Source organism: Arthrobacter sp. 18067, assembly GCF_902706295.1.
GTDB lineage: Bacteria > Actinomycetota > Actinomycetes > Actinomycetales > Micrococcaceae > Arthrobacter.
In genome coordinates this window covers 1-16,569 of record NZ_CACSJJ010000005.1, presented here as the reverse complement: position 1 = coordinate 16,569, position 16,569 = coordinate 1, and the positions used below count along the sequence as shown (strand labels likewise).

Annotated in this window: 14 protein-coding genes; 5 read left to right on the top strand and 9 right to left on the bottom strand. The window is 60.3% G+C overall.

Annotation, left to right across the window (positions count from 1 at the left end; genetic code table 11):
• Position 1: 1 nt before the first annotated feature.
• From GVL04_RS06440 to GVL04_RS06430, 3 genes are all read left to right on the top strand, one after another.
• Entirely contained in the window at positions 2-778 is a 777-nt protein-coding gene (locus GVL04_RS06440; RefSeq protein ID WP_159701308.1) for a hypothetical protein, read from the top strand.
• Positions 775-1,131 (top strand): hypothetical protein, encoded by a 357-nt coding sequence (locus GVL04_RS06435; protein WP_159701305.1) that lies wholly within the window; start codon positions 775-777, stop codon positions 1,129-1,131. Before GVL04_RS06440 ends, GVL04_RS06435 begins: the two co-directional genes overlap by 4 nt.
• Before the next feature lie 861 nt (positions 1,132-1,992).
• Complete coding sequence (locus tag GVL04_RS06430) at positions 1,993-2,781, top strand: DUF3800 domain-containing protein (RefSeq protein WP_159701302.1); 789 nt, start codon at positions 1,993-1,995, stop codon at positions 2,779-2,781.
• Between the two features lie 310 nt (positions 2,782-3,091).
• On the opposite strand, the gene GVL04_RS06425 is transcribed toward GVL04_RS06430, so the two are convergent.
• The 8 genes from GVL04_RS06425 to GVL04_RS06395 form a co-directional block, all read right to left on the bottom strand.
• Positions 3,092-4,624: a toll/interleukin-1 receptor domain-containing protein gene (locus GVL04_RS06425; RefSeq protein WP_159701299.1), complete on the bottom strand. Its 1,533-nt coding sequence runs from the start codon at positions 4,622-4,624 to the stop codon at positions 3,092-3,094.
• A gap of 304 nt (positions 4,625-4,928) precedes the next feature.
• Positions 4,929-5,240, bottom strand: a complete 312-nt coding sequence (locus tag GVL04_RS06420; RefSeq protein WP_159701296.1) for a hypothetical protein — start codon at positions 5,238-5,240, stop codon at positions 4,929-4,931.
• Positions 5,241-5,719: 479 nt separating this feature from the next.
• Entirely contained in the window at positions 5,720-6,064 is a 345-nt protein-coding gene (locus tag GVL04_RS06415; RefSeq protein ID WP_159701293.1) for a hypothetical protein, read from the bottom strand.
• Between the two features lie 411 nt (positions 6,065-6,475).
• A complete protein-coding gene (locus GVL04_RS24815; RefSeq protein WP_268825364.1) occupies positions 6,476-6,598 on the bottom strand; it encodes a hypothetical protein in 123 nt (40 codons plus the stop codon).
• Between the two features lie 522 nt (positions 6,599-7,120).
• Entirely contained in the window at positions 7,121-8,263 is a 1,143-nt protein-coding gene (locus tag GVL04_RS06410; protein ID WP_159701290.1) for a bifunctional 2-methylcitrate synthase/citrate synthase, read from the bottom strand.
• A 38-nt stretch (positions 8,264-8,301) separates the two neighbouring features.
• A complete protein-coding gene (gene prpB / locus GVL04_RS06405; protein ID WP_159701287.1) occupies positions 8,302-9,207 on the bottom strand; it encodes a methylisocitrate lyase in 906 nt (301 codons plus the stop codon).
• Entirely contained in the window at positions 9,208-10,728 is a 1,521-nt protein-coding gene (locus GVL04_RS06400) for an MmgE/PrpD family protein (protein ID WP_159701284.1), read from the bottom strand.
• Positions 10,729-10,751: 23 nt separating this feature from the next.
• Positions 10,752-11,243 (bottom strand): hypothetical protein, encoded by a 492-nt coding sequence (locus GVL04_RS06395; protein WP_327785613.1) that lies wholly within the window; start codon positions 11,241-11,243, stop codon positions 10,752-10,754.
• A 683-nt stretch (positions 11,244-11,926) separates the two neighbouring features.
• Here GVL04_RS06395 and GVL04_RS06390 point away from each other — a divergent pair.
• Both GVL04_RS06390 and pntB read left to right on the top strand, forming a co-directional pair.
• Positions 11,927-13,483, top strand: a complete 1,557-nt coding sequence (locus tag GVL04_RS06390) for a Re/Si-specific NAD(P)(+) transhydrogenase subunit alpha (protein WP_159701281.1) — start codon at positions 11,927-11,929, stop codon at positions 13,481-13,483.
• The gene (gene pntB / locus GVL04_RS06385; protein WP_235036199.1) at positions 13,480-14,955 is read left to right on the top strand and encodes a Re/Si-specific NAD(P)(+) transhydrogenase subunit beta; all 1,476 of its coding nucleotides are present in this window, start codon (positions 13,480-13,482) and stop codon (positions 14,953-14,955) included. Before GVL04_RS06390 ends, pntB begins: the two co-directional genes overlap by 4 nt.
• A 1,386-nt stretch (positions 14,956-16,341) precedes the next feature.
• On the opposite strand, the gene GVL04_RS06380 is transcribed toward pntB, so the two are convergent.
• On the bottom strand, positions 16,342-16,569 hold a 228-nt coding region (locus tag GVL04_RS06380), incomplete at its 5' end, for a DUF3761 domain-containing protein (protein ID WP_159701275.1).

Below are 16,569 nucleotides of genomic sequence, written 5' to 3'. Positions count from 1 at the left end.
CATGGCAGCAGATCCGTCTGGGCTCACACCCCAGCAACTAGTCCAGCAGGTCAAGGAAGCTTACGGATACACCTGGGCCGAAATGGGAGAACGCCTAGGCCGTTCCGAGAAAATGCTCCGCAAGGTCGCTAAAGGCGAGACCAGCGGTGAAGCTTACCGAGAAGCACTTAGCGACTTGTTCACCCACGGAGAGGTAAGACGCTTGCCTGCCCGGCGTAGGGCCAAGGACGGACACATCGTGCCAGTAAGGGCCAAACGCGGCGCAGAGAAGGCCACGTACGTTCCGAAGGACACCGTGGGTGCATACAAGGATGTACCTCGTCGCGGCAAGTTCAAAGTCTCCCGCACCGACTTCCCCGAGGGCGGCAGGCAGCTGGAAGTAACAATGCCGAAGACCGCCCGCGCCAAAGGCCGGTCAGCAGCGGTAAGCGAGTTGGAACGCCAGATCCGCAATGTCACAAAGGCCCAGCGTCGCGACGATAAGCGCGTGAAACTGGAAGCTACTTTCGACGTAGGCGGCGGCCAGGGACGAGTCATGTCCATAGGTGATAAGTCCGGCTACCATGCCTCCGACATCCTTGCAGACATCAAAAGTGACTTCGGCGGTGACATGGTGGCCTGGCTTGTCTCCCAATCCAAGGGCCGCTATGAGGAGCTCGACCTGAAGACGAGCCCGATCGTTAGTATTCGGATGACAGTGTTCAACGCCCACCGGCCCAAGACCGAGCGTAAGGCCCAGGACGAGGCCCGCACACGACGAAGGAAGTGGCGGCGATGAACGATCGGTGGCTTGCCAGACTCATCACCAAGCACCTCGGAATTGAACATCCAAACAGAGACCAAATTGCCGGCATCCGTTCTATCGCCGAACAGCTCAATCCCAAAGACCATCCGGGAATGGAAAACATGGTCGACGCCGACGGCGCCCGGGACATCCTTGGCTTACGAAGTGTTGGATCCCTTCGGGTCACCATGTCCCGTGACAAAGCTTTCCCCGCCCCAGCCATCACGGGCCCGATGTGGCGGACTGCAGACATCGAGCAATATCGCGATGCAAGGGAGACCCGCAATTCCGGCAGCCGTGGACGCCCGCCAGTGTCCGCGCAACGACGTAGCCCAGCAGACAAATAGCCAACAGCTAGCAGAAAGACCAACCAGCCAATGGCAACCGCACTGAAACCATCCTGATCGATGACCTCGACGGCACGGAGGCAGTAGAGCCAGAGGAACAAGCTGCGAGCCAGTTCGACTACAGGAAAGGCCTGCTCTCGATAGAGCAGCTCAGACCCTTCCGAGACAGTGAAAAGGGCATCAAGACCAACCAAGTAGTCAGCTTGGCTGGTTCCGCCGATGTCGTCAGCATCTAGGTTTGTGCAAGTCATTCTCATCGTTGTTACTTCGTCGCCACCAACACGGATCCACGCGTGCGAAATTCTGCTCGGTATTCTCTCGCACGATAGATGGCCGAACGCTATGTCGCGTTCAACTCTCCACCGCCTGAAGTGCTGTCGCCGTATCGGAAGCGCTGGAAATGCACATAAATGGACACGAACACATGCCCGAACCCCAACGTAAGCGCCTAGAAAGTGCAACTCCAGGCAGCTCAATCAGTATTGAAGAACTCTCGGGGCTGGAGTTCGACGTGACTTTCGATGATCTAAAACGCCTGAATCGCCCGAAATGACGCAATCCACCGCGCTCAGGCACCCGATGACTTCGAGACTCGGAAATTGCTTCAGGTGGTCGGGCGCTTTCTTTGGTTCCTCCGCGCGTCTGAACGAAGCAACAGTCGGCCCGGAGTGAAGAGCGTCATCGTCCCGTCCACGTCCTCGAGATGCCGGGCGCGACAACCAAACGTAGGGAAACGAATCTGATTCACGGGGCGTTCACGGGGCTAGACGGCTATACACCACATCAGTGGCTTCGCTGAACATCAATGGTCTATGTGCGGTGTTCTTGGTTGCTTGTGGCTGCGCAATATAGCGTGCTGCCATGCACCTTTGTTACGTCGATGACTCCGGAGATTCGAAGAACGGAACGACTCTCACCGCCCTAATCGTAGAAGACCGTCATTGGCGTGGACTGCTCTCCACGTGGCTGGAGGGCCGCCGGGAGCTTCACTCAACGTTTGGCGTAGCCAAGAATACTGAGCTCCACACCTTCAAGCTTCTAAAGAACCGCGGAGAGTTTTGTGAGACCGAAGAGCAGAACAAGGCGTTCCACAAAGGCACCAGGGCGGCCGCCTACCGCATGCTCTTGACCAAACTCGCGCGCTTTGAGCACTTCACCGTTCTGACGGTGGCGATGAAGACTACGCGGAAGCCTGAAATCTACGCACGTTTCCTTGCCTATTTGGAGGACTGGGCTGAGGACCGTGACACTCATTTGATGGTTTTCTACGATGGACAACAAGGTCTGGCGGACGATGGACATGAACTCACGCAGTCCGAGCAAAACGACATTTGGGAAACTGCCGTCAGGGGGGCGGCTCCGTATCGAAGGGCTCATCGGGATCTGGATCTCGGGACGCGGAGAATAATTGAGGATGTCTTCATGCAGGACAGTCGATACAGTCAACTGGTCCAGGCGGTCGACTTGATCGCTTATGGTGCGTACCACACGCACTTGGACGGGAATCCTGAAATCTGGGGCAAGAAGAATAAAGCCTTGGCAGCAGCCGTCGCCGGATATGTCAGACTGCACGAGCGGTGGGGCGAAGGCAGCGACAAAGGTGTCTATTGGCTGGAGCCCATCGAAGGTCAGGAGACAGGCGGGAGTTAACGCAAGAACCCCCAGCCAAGGCTGAGGGTTCGCGAGGTGCAAGACCCTCTGGTCGATCACAGAGATCGCATAGGGCCTTGCGAACACAACATTACCCGTTTCTGGGCGAGTTTGTCCATGCGCTTCAAACAAACTGTTGATGGTTAAGTGGGTTGAGAGCTAAGCCTCGCCAACCCGGGGATGGGCCAGGGGGTCGGACTCCCGACCCCCTGGCTGCCGCTTGGCCCGTTGTTTGGGTCGCCCCTCAGAGCGGGTCGCGGGGGATGTCGTCATCCTCTAACTCGAGAGTCGGAGTGGCCGGCGATGACGCCTACCTGCGCCACTGTTCTTTGCGGACTGTCTCGGCATGGGACATGACTTCTGAGAACGCTAACTGAGCTCGCTGCGCCGAACCGTCAAACAGCCCGTCCAAAAGCGGCGACCAGCCCTTTTGGGAGGACTCAAAAGCAGCGCTGAGCGCCTTTTCTGGAGGCAAGGGAGAACGGACATGATTCCACGTATAACGACCGTAGCCTCCGTAGAAGCTCCGGTAGAGCTCAGGATGCACAGCTGCGACATCGGCAGTTATGAGGTCGAGAAAAACCTCGGCCTTCTCGAAAAGTTCTGCATAGTCCATTTCGTCCCCGACATAGTCGGAAAAAAGCGGTGCTAGTAGGCGATAGAGATGATCCGAGAGGGGCGTGTGCCGCTTTCCCACGGAACCGCGGAGGAGGCCCTCCAGCAGTGCATCATCGGGTTCTGCCCTTTGGTCTTCAGCAATGACAAGCGCGGACGTCACCCACTGCATCTCGCTGAACACCCGGCGAGGACTGTAATCAAGGGCAACAGGGACTTTGCCGGCGGCGGTGCGGACCGTTGGCGTAGCCGCGAAAGCCCTGAGGGAGACATAGTTTTTTCGCGATATGGCCGCCATCGCGGCTACGTGGGTGGCAACGATTACGGGGTAGCCTCGCAACTCCAGAAGTGCAGGATCTCCGGAACGCTGATGAACGGTACTGCCGAGCGCCTCGATCAGGTTCGTCCAGACAACCTCGTGCTGAGGTAGGCCGTACATGGCTCCGAGCTGTACGACGCGAAACAACGGCTCCAATACCCGGTCATATTCATGGATCCGCCCGATGTAATATTTGGCGACCCCGATCCTGGATCTTTCAAGCGATGCAGGTAAGGACGTCGGAAAGATCTCTGGATCTTTCAGAGCCGTGCAGATCGGCTTCGCCACATCCGCGGCCAGGTCTTCCAAGGCGATGTCACCGTTGGGATCACGCAACAGCTCCTTGATCTCCTGTACCCGAACAGCGCGCGGAGAGTCGGCCTTCCGCGCCTCTGCCAACCCTGCTGCCACAGCTGGCGCGATGGGTTGCTCTGAGAGAACCTGCGGCGCGACAATCCGTTTGACGGTCTCAGTCAGCCGGATAATCTGAACCGTCTCGGAAGAACCAAAAAGATCTGTCCGGTGAATTGAGCTGAGCCGGCGTCCAGCTCCGAGATCGTAATCCGGGACCTCACACTCGCTAAATCGAACCGGCAGCAACCATTGAGTAGTTGGCGGTCGAAGGCGGTACTCGTCTGCCGCCAACGCCAGCTCGAGGTTCTGGTACGTCGTTTCCCTGGCCTCCGAGTTTTCAGAGAAACAGGCAATAAAGGCCAGGCTCCCCGACTTAATTGCTGAACGAATCTGGTCTTCCCAGTTCTGCCCAGGCCAAAGGTCCTTGGTGTCGCGCCATACCGCAACGCCAGCGGCCTCGAGTGCTTCCTGGAGTCGGTCGACTCTCTCCTTGTCCTCATGGACGTAGGAAATAAAGGCATGGCGTTGAGTTGGTTGTTTTAGTACCTGGTTCACATCGCTGATTCTAGGCCAGAGCGGCTGCCGTCCCGTCGTGCTGGGGGCGGAAGGAGCTTCGACCATGGCGCACCGGTCCAACTCGAGGGGCCGCTACGACGAAGGGACTGGAACTGGAACATGGGACAGTAAGTCTCCTAGCCAATGAAGACCCGGACGAGCTGCCGGGCGCCCGGCCATGGGTCCTCATGCACAGCGGATAGTCGTCGTCCTTTGACCTACGCCAAGCTGGGGAGCGTGAACTCGGCACGGATCCGCTCCCATAGCTGGTCCGGAACGGGCGAGCGGTACAAGCTGGCGGGCATCAGCTGATGGATTCCAGCACCCACCGGTCGGCGGCGGGATCGAGGCGCAGCAGAAAAGTCCGCAGGGCCGCATTGGCGGAGAGTGTGGCCTGAACCCGCCAGTGTTCAACGCCGACAAGATCATCGGTGCCGCTTGCTGCCCGGTTTCCGGTTTCCCACCATGTGTCTCTAGTGAACCAGTGAGCGGTGTGGACGTCGGGATCGACCATCCAGATCCGGCCATCGTGACGGATCGCCAAGGGCGTTCCGTCGGGGCTGAATCGGACATTGACTACATGGCCAGTCGTGGGGGATTCAGGTGCAAGAGTCACCGAGGTTTCCTTTCAAATTGGCGCCGGTTAGGCGGAGTTCGGGCCCAGTGTGTGGTGGCCGGGGGAGAGCAAACCAGTCCGGCCCGCCCCTGGACCTGAGGGAGCAGCGCGTGAGTGGGCGGCCTTTGTCATCGGCGCAGCCTGGTCCATTTGTCTGCTTGAGACTTGCGGCCATCGTCGTTCGGTACCGTAAGACTTGATGTTGCTTTTCATGCCGGCGGGGGCTTTCGATAGTTGCTCAACCTCCACACTTCATTTCTTAACGTCAGAAGGCGCTCAGCGCTGCAGGACCGTCTCCGTGAGAAACTCCGTGAATAGATGTCGTCGCATCCCTGACAAGGCCCATCTTCTTGTCTGATTCCGGACCTAGCGGATCCCCCGATCTAGTGTCTTGGTCTTTGCTAAGCCCGACTTCGAGGGGCAGGACCTCTTGTGTGATTGATGAGCGGGGTACTCAGGCCATGAGTGCCGTTCCTGGATCAGAGCAAATCGAGTTCATGGGTTAGGCCGAACGGAACCTCGGGGCTGAAAGCGACCTCGAAAGTATCGTGATTGACTCTGATGAGCAGGATGCCGCAATCTACGGCTTCCTTGCTGAGTTTGGTACAGGCCTGTTCAAGTTGCCGGTCCCTTGATGCCGGGCCCTCGATTCTGATAGTGAACTTTGGTGATGTTGTCGACAAAAACTTACTCCGCTCAACTTCTCGATAATTTATTCCTTCAAAACCAAAAATGCCACGGCTTTTGCTTGCTTTTTGTATTCTTGTCCTCATAAGCCGCTGGTTTCGCCTCCGCTGGGCGATTGATTTTACTTGATTAGTCATGCTCGCTTCTCGAGCCAGACGCTGACAATATCGCCCATGTGGAGTGCCACACGTCCGCGACCGTCGTCGAGCCAGATCCAGAATATGGATGCATCCGGAGCAACAACATCGATGAAACCGGCCGCGATGGGACCATTTCCGCGCTGTACTTTCACCCTGTCGTTTGGATTAAGCCACACCCACTCGTCTGTCGTAAGCGCATCACCGACTCTTGGTCGGGTGGCAGCCCAGACCATGTGGGTCTCTGGGGTCCAAACCCCTTTAGGTGCCGCCGAATCCTTGGGCATTCTGTTACCCACTACAGCTTCCTACCAGCCGCGTCAGTCCTGGTGCTGGATTTTCCTGCTAGTGACAGGCACTGCTGCCATGCCCGGGCTTTGAGCGTCAACGGGCTCAGTTGGGTCTCCCGACTTACGAAAAACCAATGCCGATGGCACACTCGGTGCCGAGATGCTTCGTGGCTGCGGGTGCGTCCGCCGTGGCGATGAAGCAGGCGGTGATCGTCACTACGGGGAGCCTGCTGTTTTCGGCCATCTCTCCATCCGAATCGCAGTTCCGAAGTCGCGGCCTGAGTTAGTCCTCCGGGATGTGGGCGGGTTGTCAACAGAATTAAACCTTCTGTGATTCGGGTGGTCTGTATACCCTTCGCCGATCTTGGCGGGCCAATGATTAACAATCTCATTCAATTCGTCCTTACAAGAGTATTTGCGGTGCACACCATGGGACTAATGATCCGGACGTATCTCCCTCGTAATGACTCATAATGAGTAGGGACATCCTTGCTGCCCGACTTCTCATTCTCTTCTCACGGCCAGCGCACGCAGGTGTGGGGCCAAAGATCCGGAACGACGCGGCATCTTTGCATTGATTGCGGAGGTTCACGCAAACGTTTGGATCGCCTTTTGCGCATATTTAATCAAATACGGCTCAGTCCGATTTGGGTGTTTCTCGGCAGTTGGATCAAAGATGGCGGTAGGGCACCGAGTCGTTGCGATAGTCGATGATCCGTTTGATCATCTGGTGCCCCACCGCCGGTTCATGGGGCTTGAAGTGGAATCAGATGGAGCGTTGCTCTGGGCCGTTGTATTCACTCAGCGGACGGATCAGGGAGTTGGAAGCCACCTGCTCCATGATGTGGGCTGTCCAGCCGGTAATCCGGCTTGCGACGAACAACGGGGTGAAGGTCTGGGTATCGAAGCCCATGAGGTGGTACGTGGGCCCTGCGGGATAGTCGAGGTTCGGCTTGATGGCCTTGGCCTCGTCCATGGCCTGCTCAAGGCCGTTGTACAGGCCCAACAGTTCCGGGCGTCCGTAGTGGGCGATCATCTTGTCCAGGGCGGCCTTCATGGTGGGCACGCGGGAGTCCCCGTGCTTGTAGACGCGGTGCCCGAAGCCCATGACTTTCTTCTTGTGGGCCAAAGCGTCTTCCATCCAGGCACGGGCTCGCGTGGCAGCTTCCTCAAGGGATTCTTCGCTGCGGATGCCGATCTCGTCAAAGGTGTGCATGACGGCCTCGTTGGCTCCGCCGTGCAGCGGGCCCTTGAGGGCACCGATGGCCGCAGTGACGGCCGAGTGCAGGTCCGACAGTGTGGACGTGACCACGCGCGCTGTGAAGGTGGAGGCGTTGAAGGAGTGCTCGGCGTAAAGGGTCATTGAGACGTCGAAAGCTGCGACGACTTCGTCCGCGGGTTCTTCGCCGAAGGCCATCCACAGGAAGTTCGCGGAGTAACCGAGGTCGTCCCGGGGTTCCACCGCCGCCTGACCGCGGCGGCGACGCTGATCGTAGGCCACCACCGCCGGGAAGGCAGCGAACAGGTCCTTTGCTTTGGTCAGGTTGGCCTCCGGCGACGAATCTTCTGCCAGCGGATGCCGGGCACCGAGCACCGATGCGGCTGTGCGGCACACGTCCATGGGGTGCGCAGTGGTGGGCAGGGCATCGATCACAGCTTTCAGGCTGGGGTTCAAGGTGCGGCCTGCGCGCTCGGCCGCACGGAATTGCTCCAACTCCTTCTGGGTGGGCAGTTCGCCGTGCCAGAGCAGGTAGGCAACTTCTTCGAAGTTGCATTTGGCGGCCAGTTCCTGGACCGGGTACCCGCGGTACAGCAGCGAGTTGGTGTCCGGGTTGACCTTCGAGATCGCGGTGTAGTCCACCACGACGCCGGCAAGGCCTTTGCGGATTTCGAAGGTTTCGGTGTCCATAAGACGTCCTTGTCTGAGCTTGATGGAGGCCTGACGGCCTAGCGGGTTCCGGGTATTTCGAAGTTGAAAACGCCGGTATCGAACTGGTTGTATGCCTCGTAATCCACGAGGTCATAGAGACGGGAACGGGTGAGCATCGCGCCGACGCGAACCTCTTGGGTGCCCAGCCTCTTGATTGTCTCGAGAGTGCCTTCTGCAGCGCCCATGGCAATGCGGAGGAGCGTGACCGGGTAGATGACCATGTTCACGCCGACGGTTTGGAGCTGGTCCACGGTGAAGAGATCGCTTTTGCCGAACTCGGTCATGTTGGCCAGGATGGGCACGTCCACAGCGTCGCGGATGGCTTGGAATTCGTCCAGGGTGGCCATGGCTTCAGGGAAGATCGCGTCAGCACCGGCGTCTACCAGTGCTTTGGCGCGGTCCTGGGCCGCCTGGATTCCTTCGACGGCGCGGACATCGGTCCGGGCCATGATGAGGAAGTTCGGGTCACGGCGTGAATCCGCTGCGGCGCGGATGCGTTTGGTGGCGGTGTCGAGGTCCACCACGTTTTTGCCGTCCAGGTGGCCGCAGCGTTTGGGGTTGAACTGGTCCTCGATATGGCAGCCGGCGAGGCCCGCGTTCTCGAGTTCCTGGATGGACCGGGCCACATTCATGGGCTCGCCGAAGCCGGTGTCCGCGTCCACCAGGGAGGGCAGGTCCGTCATGCGGGCGATCTGCCCGGCCCGGGTCGCTACCTCGGTCAGGGTGGTCAGGCCGATGTCCGGCAGGCCGAGGTCGTTGGCCAGGACCGCGCCGGAGATGTAGACCCCGGCGAAGCCCTTTTCTTCGATCAGCCGGGCCGAGAGCGGGTTGAACGCGCCAGGGAATTGCTGCACGGTCCCGGAGTTGAGCAACTCGCGCAGTTTGAGGCGTTTCTGTTCGGGGGTGACTTTGGAGTACAGCATTTAGAACAGTCCCTTGGGTGCGTTGATGAGGTCGATCACGCCGGGTGCTGCGGTGATGTTCAGCTGGTCCAGTTCGCCTTCGCCCAGTTCGGTGACGCGTTCGACGGCGGCGAGGAACCGTTCGATTTCGGCTTCCTCAACCAAACCTGCAGCGAGGGTGCGGAACTTGTTGATGTATTGCTCGCGGGCGAACGGCCGGGCACCGAGCGGGTGGGCGTCGGCCACGGCGATCTCGTCGGTAATGACTGTGCCGTCATTGAGCGTGATTTCCACGGAACCGCCGAAGGCCTTCTCTGCGATGTCCAGGGAGTGGTAGCGCCGTGTCCATTCCGGGTCTTCGACGGTGGTGACTTTGTGCCACAGTTCCACGGTGTCCGGACGGGCGGCGCGCTCAGGGGCGTAGGAATCCACGTGGTGCCAGGCGCCGTCCTGCAGGGCGACCGTGAAGATGTACGGGATGGAGTGGTCCAGGGTTTCGCGCGATGCGGTGGGGGAGTACTTCTGGGGATCGTTCGCGCCGGAACCGATCACGTAGTGGGTGTGGTGGCTGGTCTTGATCAGCACGGACTTCACGTTGGCCGCATCGGTGGTTTCGGGGTGCTCGCGGTTGAGCTTGCGGGCGAGGTCGATCCACGCCTGGGCCTGGTACTCGGCGGAGTGTTCCTTGGTGTAGGTGTCCAGGATGGCGCGCTTGGCTTCACCGGGCAGCGGCAAGGGGACCTCGTAGGAGGCGTCCGGGCCATCCAGCATCCAGGCGATCACGCCGTCTTCGCCTTCGTAGATCGGCACCGGTGAGGTTTGGCCGCGCATGGAGCGGTCTACGGCTTCGACGGCCATTTTGCCTGCGAAGGCCGGCGCGTGGGCTTTCCAGGTGGAGATCTCGCCCTTGCGGGACTGCCGGGTGGCGGTAGTGGTGTGGAGAGCTTGGCCCACGGACTGGAAGATCGCCTCAACATCCAAACCAAGAAGAGTACCGATGCCTGCTGCGGCGGAGGGGCCTAGGTGTGCCACGTGGTCGATCTTGTGCTTGTGCAGGCAGATGGCTTTGACGAGGTTTACCTGGATCTCGTACCCGGTGGCGATGGCACGGACCAGGTCGGCGCCGTTGGAGCCCACATGCTGGGCGACGGCGAGGATCGGCGGGATGTTGTCGCCCGGGTGGGAGTAGTCCGCGGCCAGGAACGTGTCGTGGTAATCGAGTTCGCGCACGGCTACACCGTTGGCCCAGGCAGCCCACTCGGGGGAGACCTGATCGCTGATGCCGAAAACAGCGGCGCCCTTGCCGTTCGCGGACGGAGCGTGGGTCAGGGCCTGAGCGCGGGCTGCGACGATCGGCGCCCGGTTCAGCGACGCGATGGCCACCGAAGCGTTGTCGATGATCCGGTTGATCACCATGTCGGTGACCTCGGCCGTAACGGGAACGGGGTCGGCGGCGACCACTGCGATCTTGTGCGCCAACTGCTCCTCGCGCGGGAGGTTCTCTTCGCTCTTGTAGACGCGGACTTGGTTGTTCTTGACCATGGTGCTCCTTCTAGTGAGGCGTCTTAGCTGCCTTGATGAGGAAAAGACTGCGGTTCAGATGAAGTGTGGTGACGGCTTCGGCCAAGCGGGGATTGCGGACAGAGGGCCTCAACCGCCGGCCGGCGGACGCGGACTAATTGGACGCGGCGGCTGGGTATCGCCTGAGCCATGCACGAGTTGGAGATCGCCGACTCGATAGCCTCGTCCAGGTGACTCACCAGGCCGTAGTAGTCATGGCGGGCAGGATCGTTGTCGCTGAGCAGCTCAGGGCTTCCCAGCAACCGGGCGTGAAGTTCGGCGAACAGAGAGCGTTCACCGGTTTGCAGCAATGATGGCTGCTTGGGCTTCGAGCGTTCCGGCACTTCGGTGGTGAGCCGGTTCAGTGCCTCCCGGACCGGCGTTTCGGACGCCCAGGCCCGGTCGGACTGCTTCTCGGCGAGGGCAATGGAGAGCCTGAGGCGCCACCCAATTATGTCTTCGCGCGGGGTCATATAGGCCTGATCACTGGCGCGCATTCCGCCCCTTTCATCGTTGAACGCGCTCAGCGTACACAAAAAACGTGTCTTTTCCGTAATTAATGTATACATTATGCTTGATACTGGGAGGGCGGAACATGATGGGCGTCACACCTGCATTGGGTGCCCGCCGCTGGCCGCGCACGTGATCCACGTCTCTACTTGGGCTCTCGTGCGGCTGGATAGTTCGAGACCCGACAATCGGAAGGAAGAGTCTGTGGACCTACATCTGCAATCAGACTGGCATTGCGCTTTGGGTCAGTTTGTGGAGATACGGATATTCGGGCGGACGCTCCGGACTGGAGTGGTCGAAGCCGTGATGCCGGACAATTCAATTCTCTGGATTTCTGCTGACGGCGCGTTTCCCCGAGAAATGGTCGAACGAGCCGACGGCAAACAAGTCTATACACGCTACGCATGGAATCCTCCTCCCAGCCAAACTTCCCCTTGGGGCTCCTGAGATTAGCGTGGCCGTGGTTTGGTGGGCTCGCGGGTGGCCGGCTTCCGCCAGCTGCCTCATCCATGAAGACAGAAGAGCCCAGACGTAGTCGGAGACCATGACAATGTGCTCGTCACCCGCAAGCAGAGCTCGACGTGAGCCTCAAAAGAGAAATGAACATACCAGATGGTGCCGGGCAGCATGAGGCGTGCCGGGGACTTTAGATGGATCGAGAGAGGGAAACGTGACACGTATTGGCATCGTGGCCGAAATGGGCCAGGAGACAAGGGTGGCGGCGACGCCCGTAACGGTTAGGCAGCTGGCGGAGCTGGGCTACGAGCTTGTGGTCGAAAAGGGTGCTGGGGAATCCGCATCCTTCCGTGACGAGGCGTATGAAGCTGCGGGTGCCCTGATCGTTGGGGCTGATGAGGCGTGGGGCAGTGAGGTTGTGCTGCGGGTCAATCCGCCTACCGAGGAGGAGATTAACCGGCTGGCTCCGGGCGCGACGCTGATCGGGTCGTTGAGCCCGGGACTGCGGCCGGAGCTTGTGGATGCGTTGGCGGTTCGGCCAATCACGGCGCTGGCGTTGGATGCGGTGCCCCGTATTTCGCGGGCGCAGTCGATGGACGTGCTCAGTTCGATGGCCAACATTGCCGGGTACCGGGCCGTGATTGAGGCCGCGCATGAATTTGGCCGGTTTTTCACAGGACAGGTCACGGCGGCGGGCAAGGTCCCGCCGGCTAAGGTCCTGGTGGCCGGTGCCGGCGTCGCAGGGCTGGCGGCGATCGGTGCGGCGTCTAGTCTGGGCGCGATTGTGCGAGCGACGGACCCGCGACCGGAGGTCGCTGACCAAGTAAAGTCGATCGGCGGGACCTATCTCAAGGTCGAGGTGGGGGAGGAGATGAAGTCCTCCGACGGGTACGCGAAGGCCACGTCCGAGGCGTATGACGCCCGTGCCGCGGAGATTTACACCGAGCAGGCGGCTGATGTGGACATCATTATCACCACCGCCCTGATCCCCGGCCGTGCGGCCCCGAAGCTGCTCACCGCCGAGGACGTGGCCGGGATGAAGGCGGGCAGCGTGATTGTGGACATGGCAGCCGGGCAGGGCGGGAACGTGGAGGGGTCCGTCGCCGGGGAACGCATCGTCACTGACAACGGGGTGGTTATCCTGGGCTACACGGATCTCCCGGCCCGGTTGCCGGCGCAGGCGTCCCAGTTATACGGGACGAACATGTTGAACCTACTTAAGCTCCTCACGCCGGACAAGGACGGGGTCCTGCGGATCGATTTCGACGACGTCGTCCAGCGGTCGGTGACCGTGGTGCGTGAGGGTGAGAAGACTTGGCCGCCGCCCCCGGTCCAAGTCTCCGCCGCACCCCAAGCGAAGACGGAAGCCGGGACGATCGACAACAATACTGCGCCGAAAAAGAAGCAGGGCCTCAGCCCTGCCGGCAAGGGGAGTCTGTTCGCTGCGGGGACCGCAGTGCTGTTCGGGATTAACGCCGTTGCCCCGGCGCCGCTGCCCCAGCACTTCACGGTCCTGATGCTTTCCATCGTGGTCGGCTTCTACGTGATCGGGAAAGTTCACCATGCCCTGCACACCCCGCTGATGTCCGTCACCAACGCGATCTCGGGAATCATCGTCGTCGGCGCCCTGCTGCAGGTCACTTCCGACAACATCATCATGCAGGTCCTTGCCGCCGTCGCGGTTCTCCTGGCCAGCATCAACATTTTCGGCGGCTTCGCCGTCACCCGTCGCATGCTCGCGATGTTCTCGGCCGGGAAGGCACGTTCATGAACGCCGCCACCGAAACAGCAGCAACACTTACGAGGAGCCTTACCGTGTCTGACACCGTCTCCGGTCCGTTTACCGCCGACTCCATCGCGGGGGCGGCCTATGTTGTCGCGGCCCTGCTCTTTATCCTCAGCCTCGCCGGGCTGAGCAAACATGAGAAGGCCCGCGCTGGCGTCATCTATGGCATCACCGGCATGATCATCGCCCTCGCTGCCACTATCTGGCTGACAATCCAGGACGCCTGGGGCACCGGCCGCGCCCTCACCGGCCTGGGCCTGCTCGTAGCCGCCGTGGTGGTTGGCGGGGCGATCGGGCTCTGGCGCGCCCGGGTCGTCGAAATGACCGGCATGCCGGAGCTGATCGCCGTGCTGCACAGCTTCGTGGGCCTCGCCGCCGTCCTGGTCGGCTGGAACGGCCACCTCGAAGCCCCCGCCCTGTCCCCGGACCTGACAGCCATCCACCACGCGGAGGTGTTCATCGGTGTCTTTATCGGCGCGGTCACCTTCACCGGCTCGATCGTTGCGTTCCTGAAACTCTCCGCCCGAATGAAATCCACGCCGCTGATGCTGCCGGGCAAAAATGCGATCAACCTCGGCGCCCTCGCCGCGTTCATTGCCCTGACCGTCTGGTACGTCAACGACTCCCAGCTTTGGCTTCTCATCGTGGTCACCGTCCTCGCCCTCGGACTGGGCTGGCACCTTGTGGCCTCGATCGGCGGCGGCGACATGCCTGTGGTCGTCTCCATGCTGAACAGCTATTCCGGCTGGGCCGCCGCCGCGGCCGGGTTCCTGCTCAACAACGATCTCCTCATCATCACCGGCGCCCTCGTCGGCTCCTCGGGCGCATACCTGTCCTACATCATGTGCAAGGCCATGAACCGCTCCTTCATCTCCGTGATCGCTGGCGGCTTCGGCATCGTCGCCCCCGCCAGCAAGGACGACACAGACCAAGGCGAACACCGGGAAATCACCGCCGAGGCCACCGCCGAAATGCTGACCAACGCCTCGTCCGTGGTCATCACCCCCGGCTACGGAATGGCGGTCGCCCAAGCCCAATACCCTGTTGCCGAGCTCGCTCATCAACTTCGCGAAAGAGGAGTGGATGTGCGGTTCGGTATCCACCCCGTTGCCGGACGGTTGCCGGGCCACATGAATGTGCTGCTCGCCGAGGCGAAAGTCCCCTACGACATCGTCTTGGAAATGGATGAGATCAACGAAGACCTCGGCGAAACCTCAGTCGTCCTAGTAATCGGGGCCAATGACACCGTGAATCCCGCTGCTGCGGAGGACCCCAGCAGCCCCATCGCCGGGATGCCCGTCCTGCGTGTTTGGGAGGCTGAGAACGTTGTGGTGTTCAAGCGGTCCATGGCGGCGGGCTACGCCGGCGTGCAAAACCCATTGTTCTTCCGGGACAACTCCCAGATGCTGTTCGGCGACGCTAAACAACGCGTCGAAGACATCCTCCGCGCGTTCTGAAAGAACCACTCTAAGGAAGACGAAAGAGACCCATGCTCAGTCGCCCAGCTCCAAATGGCCATGTTCAGGAGGCGAGCCAATCCGAGATGCTGGCGCGGGGCCCTTGTGCAGACGAAGCACGAGTACACCAGGACGCTTTCAACATTGACGAACTGGCCGCCTCACCATGGATGGGACTTCACTACAGACATGAGTTCCTCATCCACTACTTAAATGAGCTGTTGGAGAAGTCAGCGGCGTCAGAAGAATGAATCACAGGAGTGGACTTCGTGCATCCATGCAGGGATTGCGAGTACTTCATATGTATAGCGGAGGTTTCGAGGGGCCGCTGCGAAACCTGCTGGTTAGGTGGCTAGCAGTAGGTCACGTAAGCGCTCGGCTGGAGTTTTCCAGTCGAGCGTTTTGCGTGGGAGGCCGTTGAGTTTCGGGGCGGCGTTCTAGGGATTTCTCGTTGTCGTTGATTCTCGCGACCAGAACTGTGTGGTTCGAGTCGAAAGAGTCGGAAAGTTGTTTTAGCGGTGGACCAGATCGCGGGATCAAGCCCCAATGCTAGAAGATCGCTATCGAATCGATCCAGAAACTTTTGTGCAACCAAGCTTGACCTCGGCCAGTCAAGCGGGTCGATTGAGCCACCAGAAGGGAAACTGAGTCGAATTTCCACCAGATGAATCCCTTTTAGGACAACAGCGGCTACTGCCTCAACTGACATCGAGTCGGACACGAAGTCACCTCGAAAGGGGTCTTTGAGCCAGTGGGGCTGGCTACGCGCAAGGTTAACGACCGGGAAGGATGCGGTCGGCCAGATGGTAGGAACAAGAAGGCGGACCAACATCCGAATAATAGTTAGTGACGACGGCCGAGTGAGCACTGCTTTCCCGTCAGTGAACAGGTGACGATCATGTGGATGACGTACCACCAGCTCCACACTGAGGAAGTAGCCAGGCAGACTATTTGATTGGTCTGGACGCCGATTTCAGGTTTGGGAGAGTCCAGTGCTGCTGCATCGAGAGGCACGGGACGACCGCGCGGAACGTTCCCTTGAGCCCGTTGGGAAGGAACTGCACCCCATTCCGATCGAAGTCCATCCAGAAGACCGCCTTGCGTGGGTGTCCATTCTCCTGTCAAACCCGCGCGGCACCGATCACCCGGTGTAGCGATAAGAGGGAAATTGTTGTGGAGAACCCTGTTTGGATCACAGGACCCGCGCTGAGTTCCCTTGGGTCAACGACGGTTGCTCGGCCTTGTGGGCTGCCCAATCATTGGCGCACGGGTTTGAGGTCGTACCACGGCGCGACGAATCATTAGCGAATTTGATGTTCAGCCTGCCCTAAGCGCACTAGGCAGGCTGAACATCAATGGTGGACCGTAGTTGGCGAGGTGCGGGAGCTATTTGTACCAGACGGCTACGCCGCCGTGGTGCGAGCAGGTACCGCGGTGTGTTGCGGAGAAGGAAAGTGTCCCGTCGTTACACAGGGCTGTCGCGCCACCGCCGGGTGCCGGTGCGGGCGCCGCGGGAGCTGGCGCGGGTGCAGGCGCTGCCGGAGCCGGCGCGGGAGCTACAGGTGCCGGCGCAGGAGCGGCGGGTGCGGGGGCAACGGGTGCGGGGACAACGGC

What these genes read in the sequence shown, in the direction of transcription:
- GVL04_RS06440 (WP_159701308.1), top strand. Translation starts at nt 2, where the DNA reads ATGGCAGCAGATCCGTCTGGGCTCACACCCCAGCAACTAGTCCAGCAG.
- GVL04_RS06435 (WP_159701305.1), top strand. Translation starts at nt 775, where the DNA reads ATGAACGATCGGTGGCTTGCCAGACTCATCACCAAGCACCTCGGAATT.
- GVL04_RS06430 (WP_159701302.1), top strand. Translation starts at nt 1,993, where the DNA reads ATGCACCTTTGTTACGTCGATGACTCCGGAGATTCGAAGAACGGAACG.
- GVL04_RS06415 (WP_159701293.1), bottom strand. Translation starts at nt 6,064, where the DNA reads ATGACTAATCAAGTAAAATCAATCGCCCAGCGGAGGCGAAACCAGCGG.
- GVL04_RS24815 (WP_268825364.1), bottom strand. Translation starts at nt 6,598, where the DNA reads ATGGCCGAAAACAGCAGGCTCCCCGTAGTGACGATCACCGCCTGCTTC.
- GVL04_RS06410 (WP_159701290.1), bottom strand. Translation starts at nt 8,263, where the DNA reads ATGGACACCGAAACCTTCGAAATCCGCAAAGGCCTTGCCGGCGTCGTG.
- prpB (WP_159701287.1), bottom strand. Translation starts at nt 9,207, where the DNA reads ATGCTGTACTCCAAAGTCACCCCCGAACAGAAACGCCTCAAACTGCGC.
- GVL04_RS06400 (WP_159701284.1), bottom strand. Translation starts at nt 10,728, where the DNA reads ATGGTCAAGAACAACCAAGTCCGCGTCTACAAGAGCGAAGAGAACCTC.
- GVL04_RS06395 (WP_327785613.1), bottom strand. Translation starts at nt 11,243, where the DNA reads ATGCGCGCCAGTGATCAGGCCTATATGACCCCGCGCGAAGACATAATT.
- pntB (WP_235036199.1), top strand. Translation starts at nt 13,480, where the DNA reads ATGAACGCCGCCACCGAAACAGCAGCAACACTTACGAGGAGCCTTACC.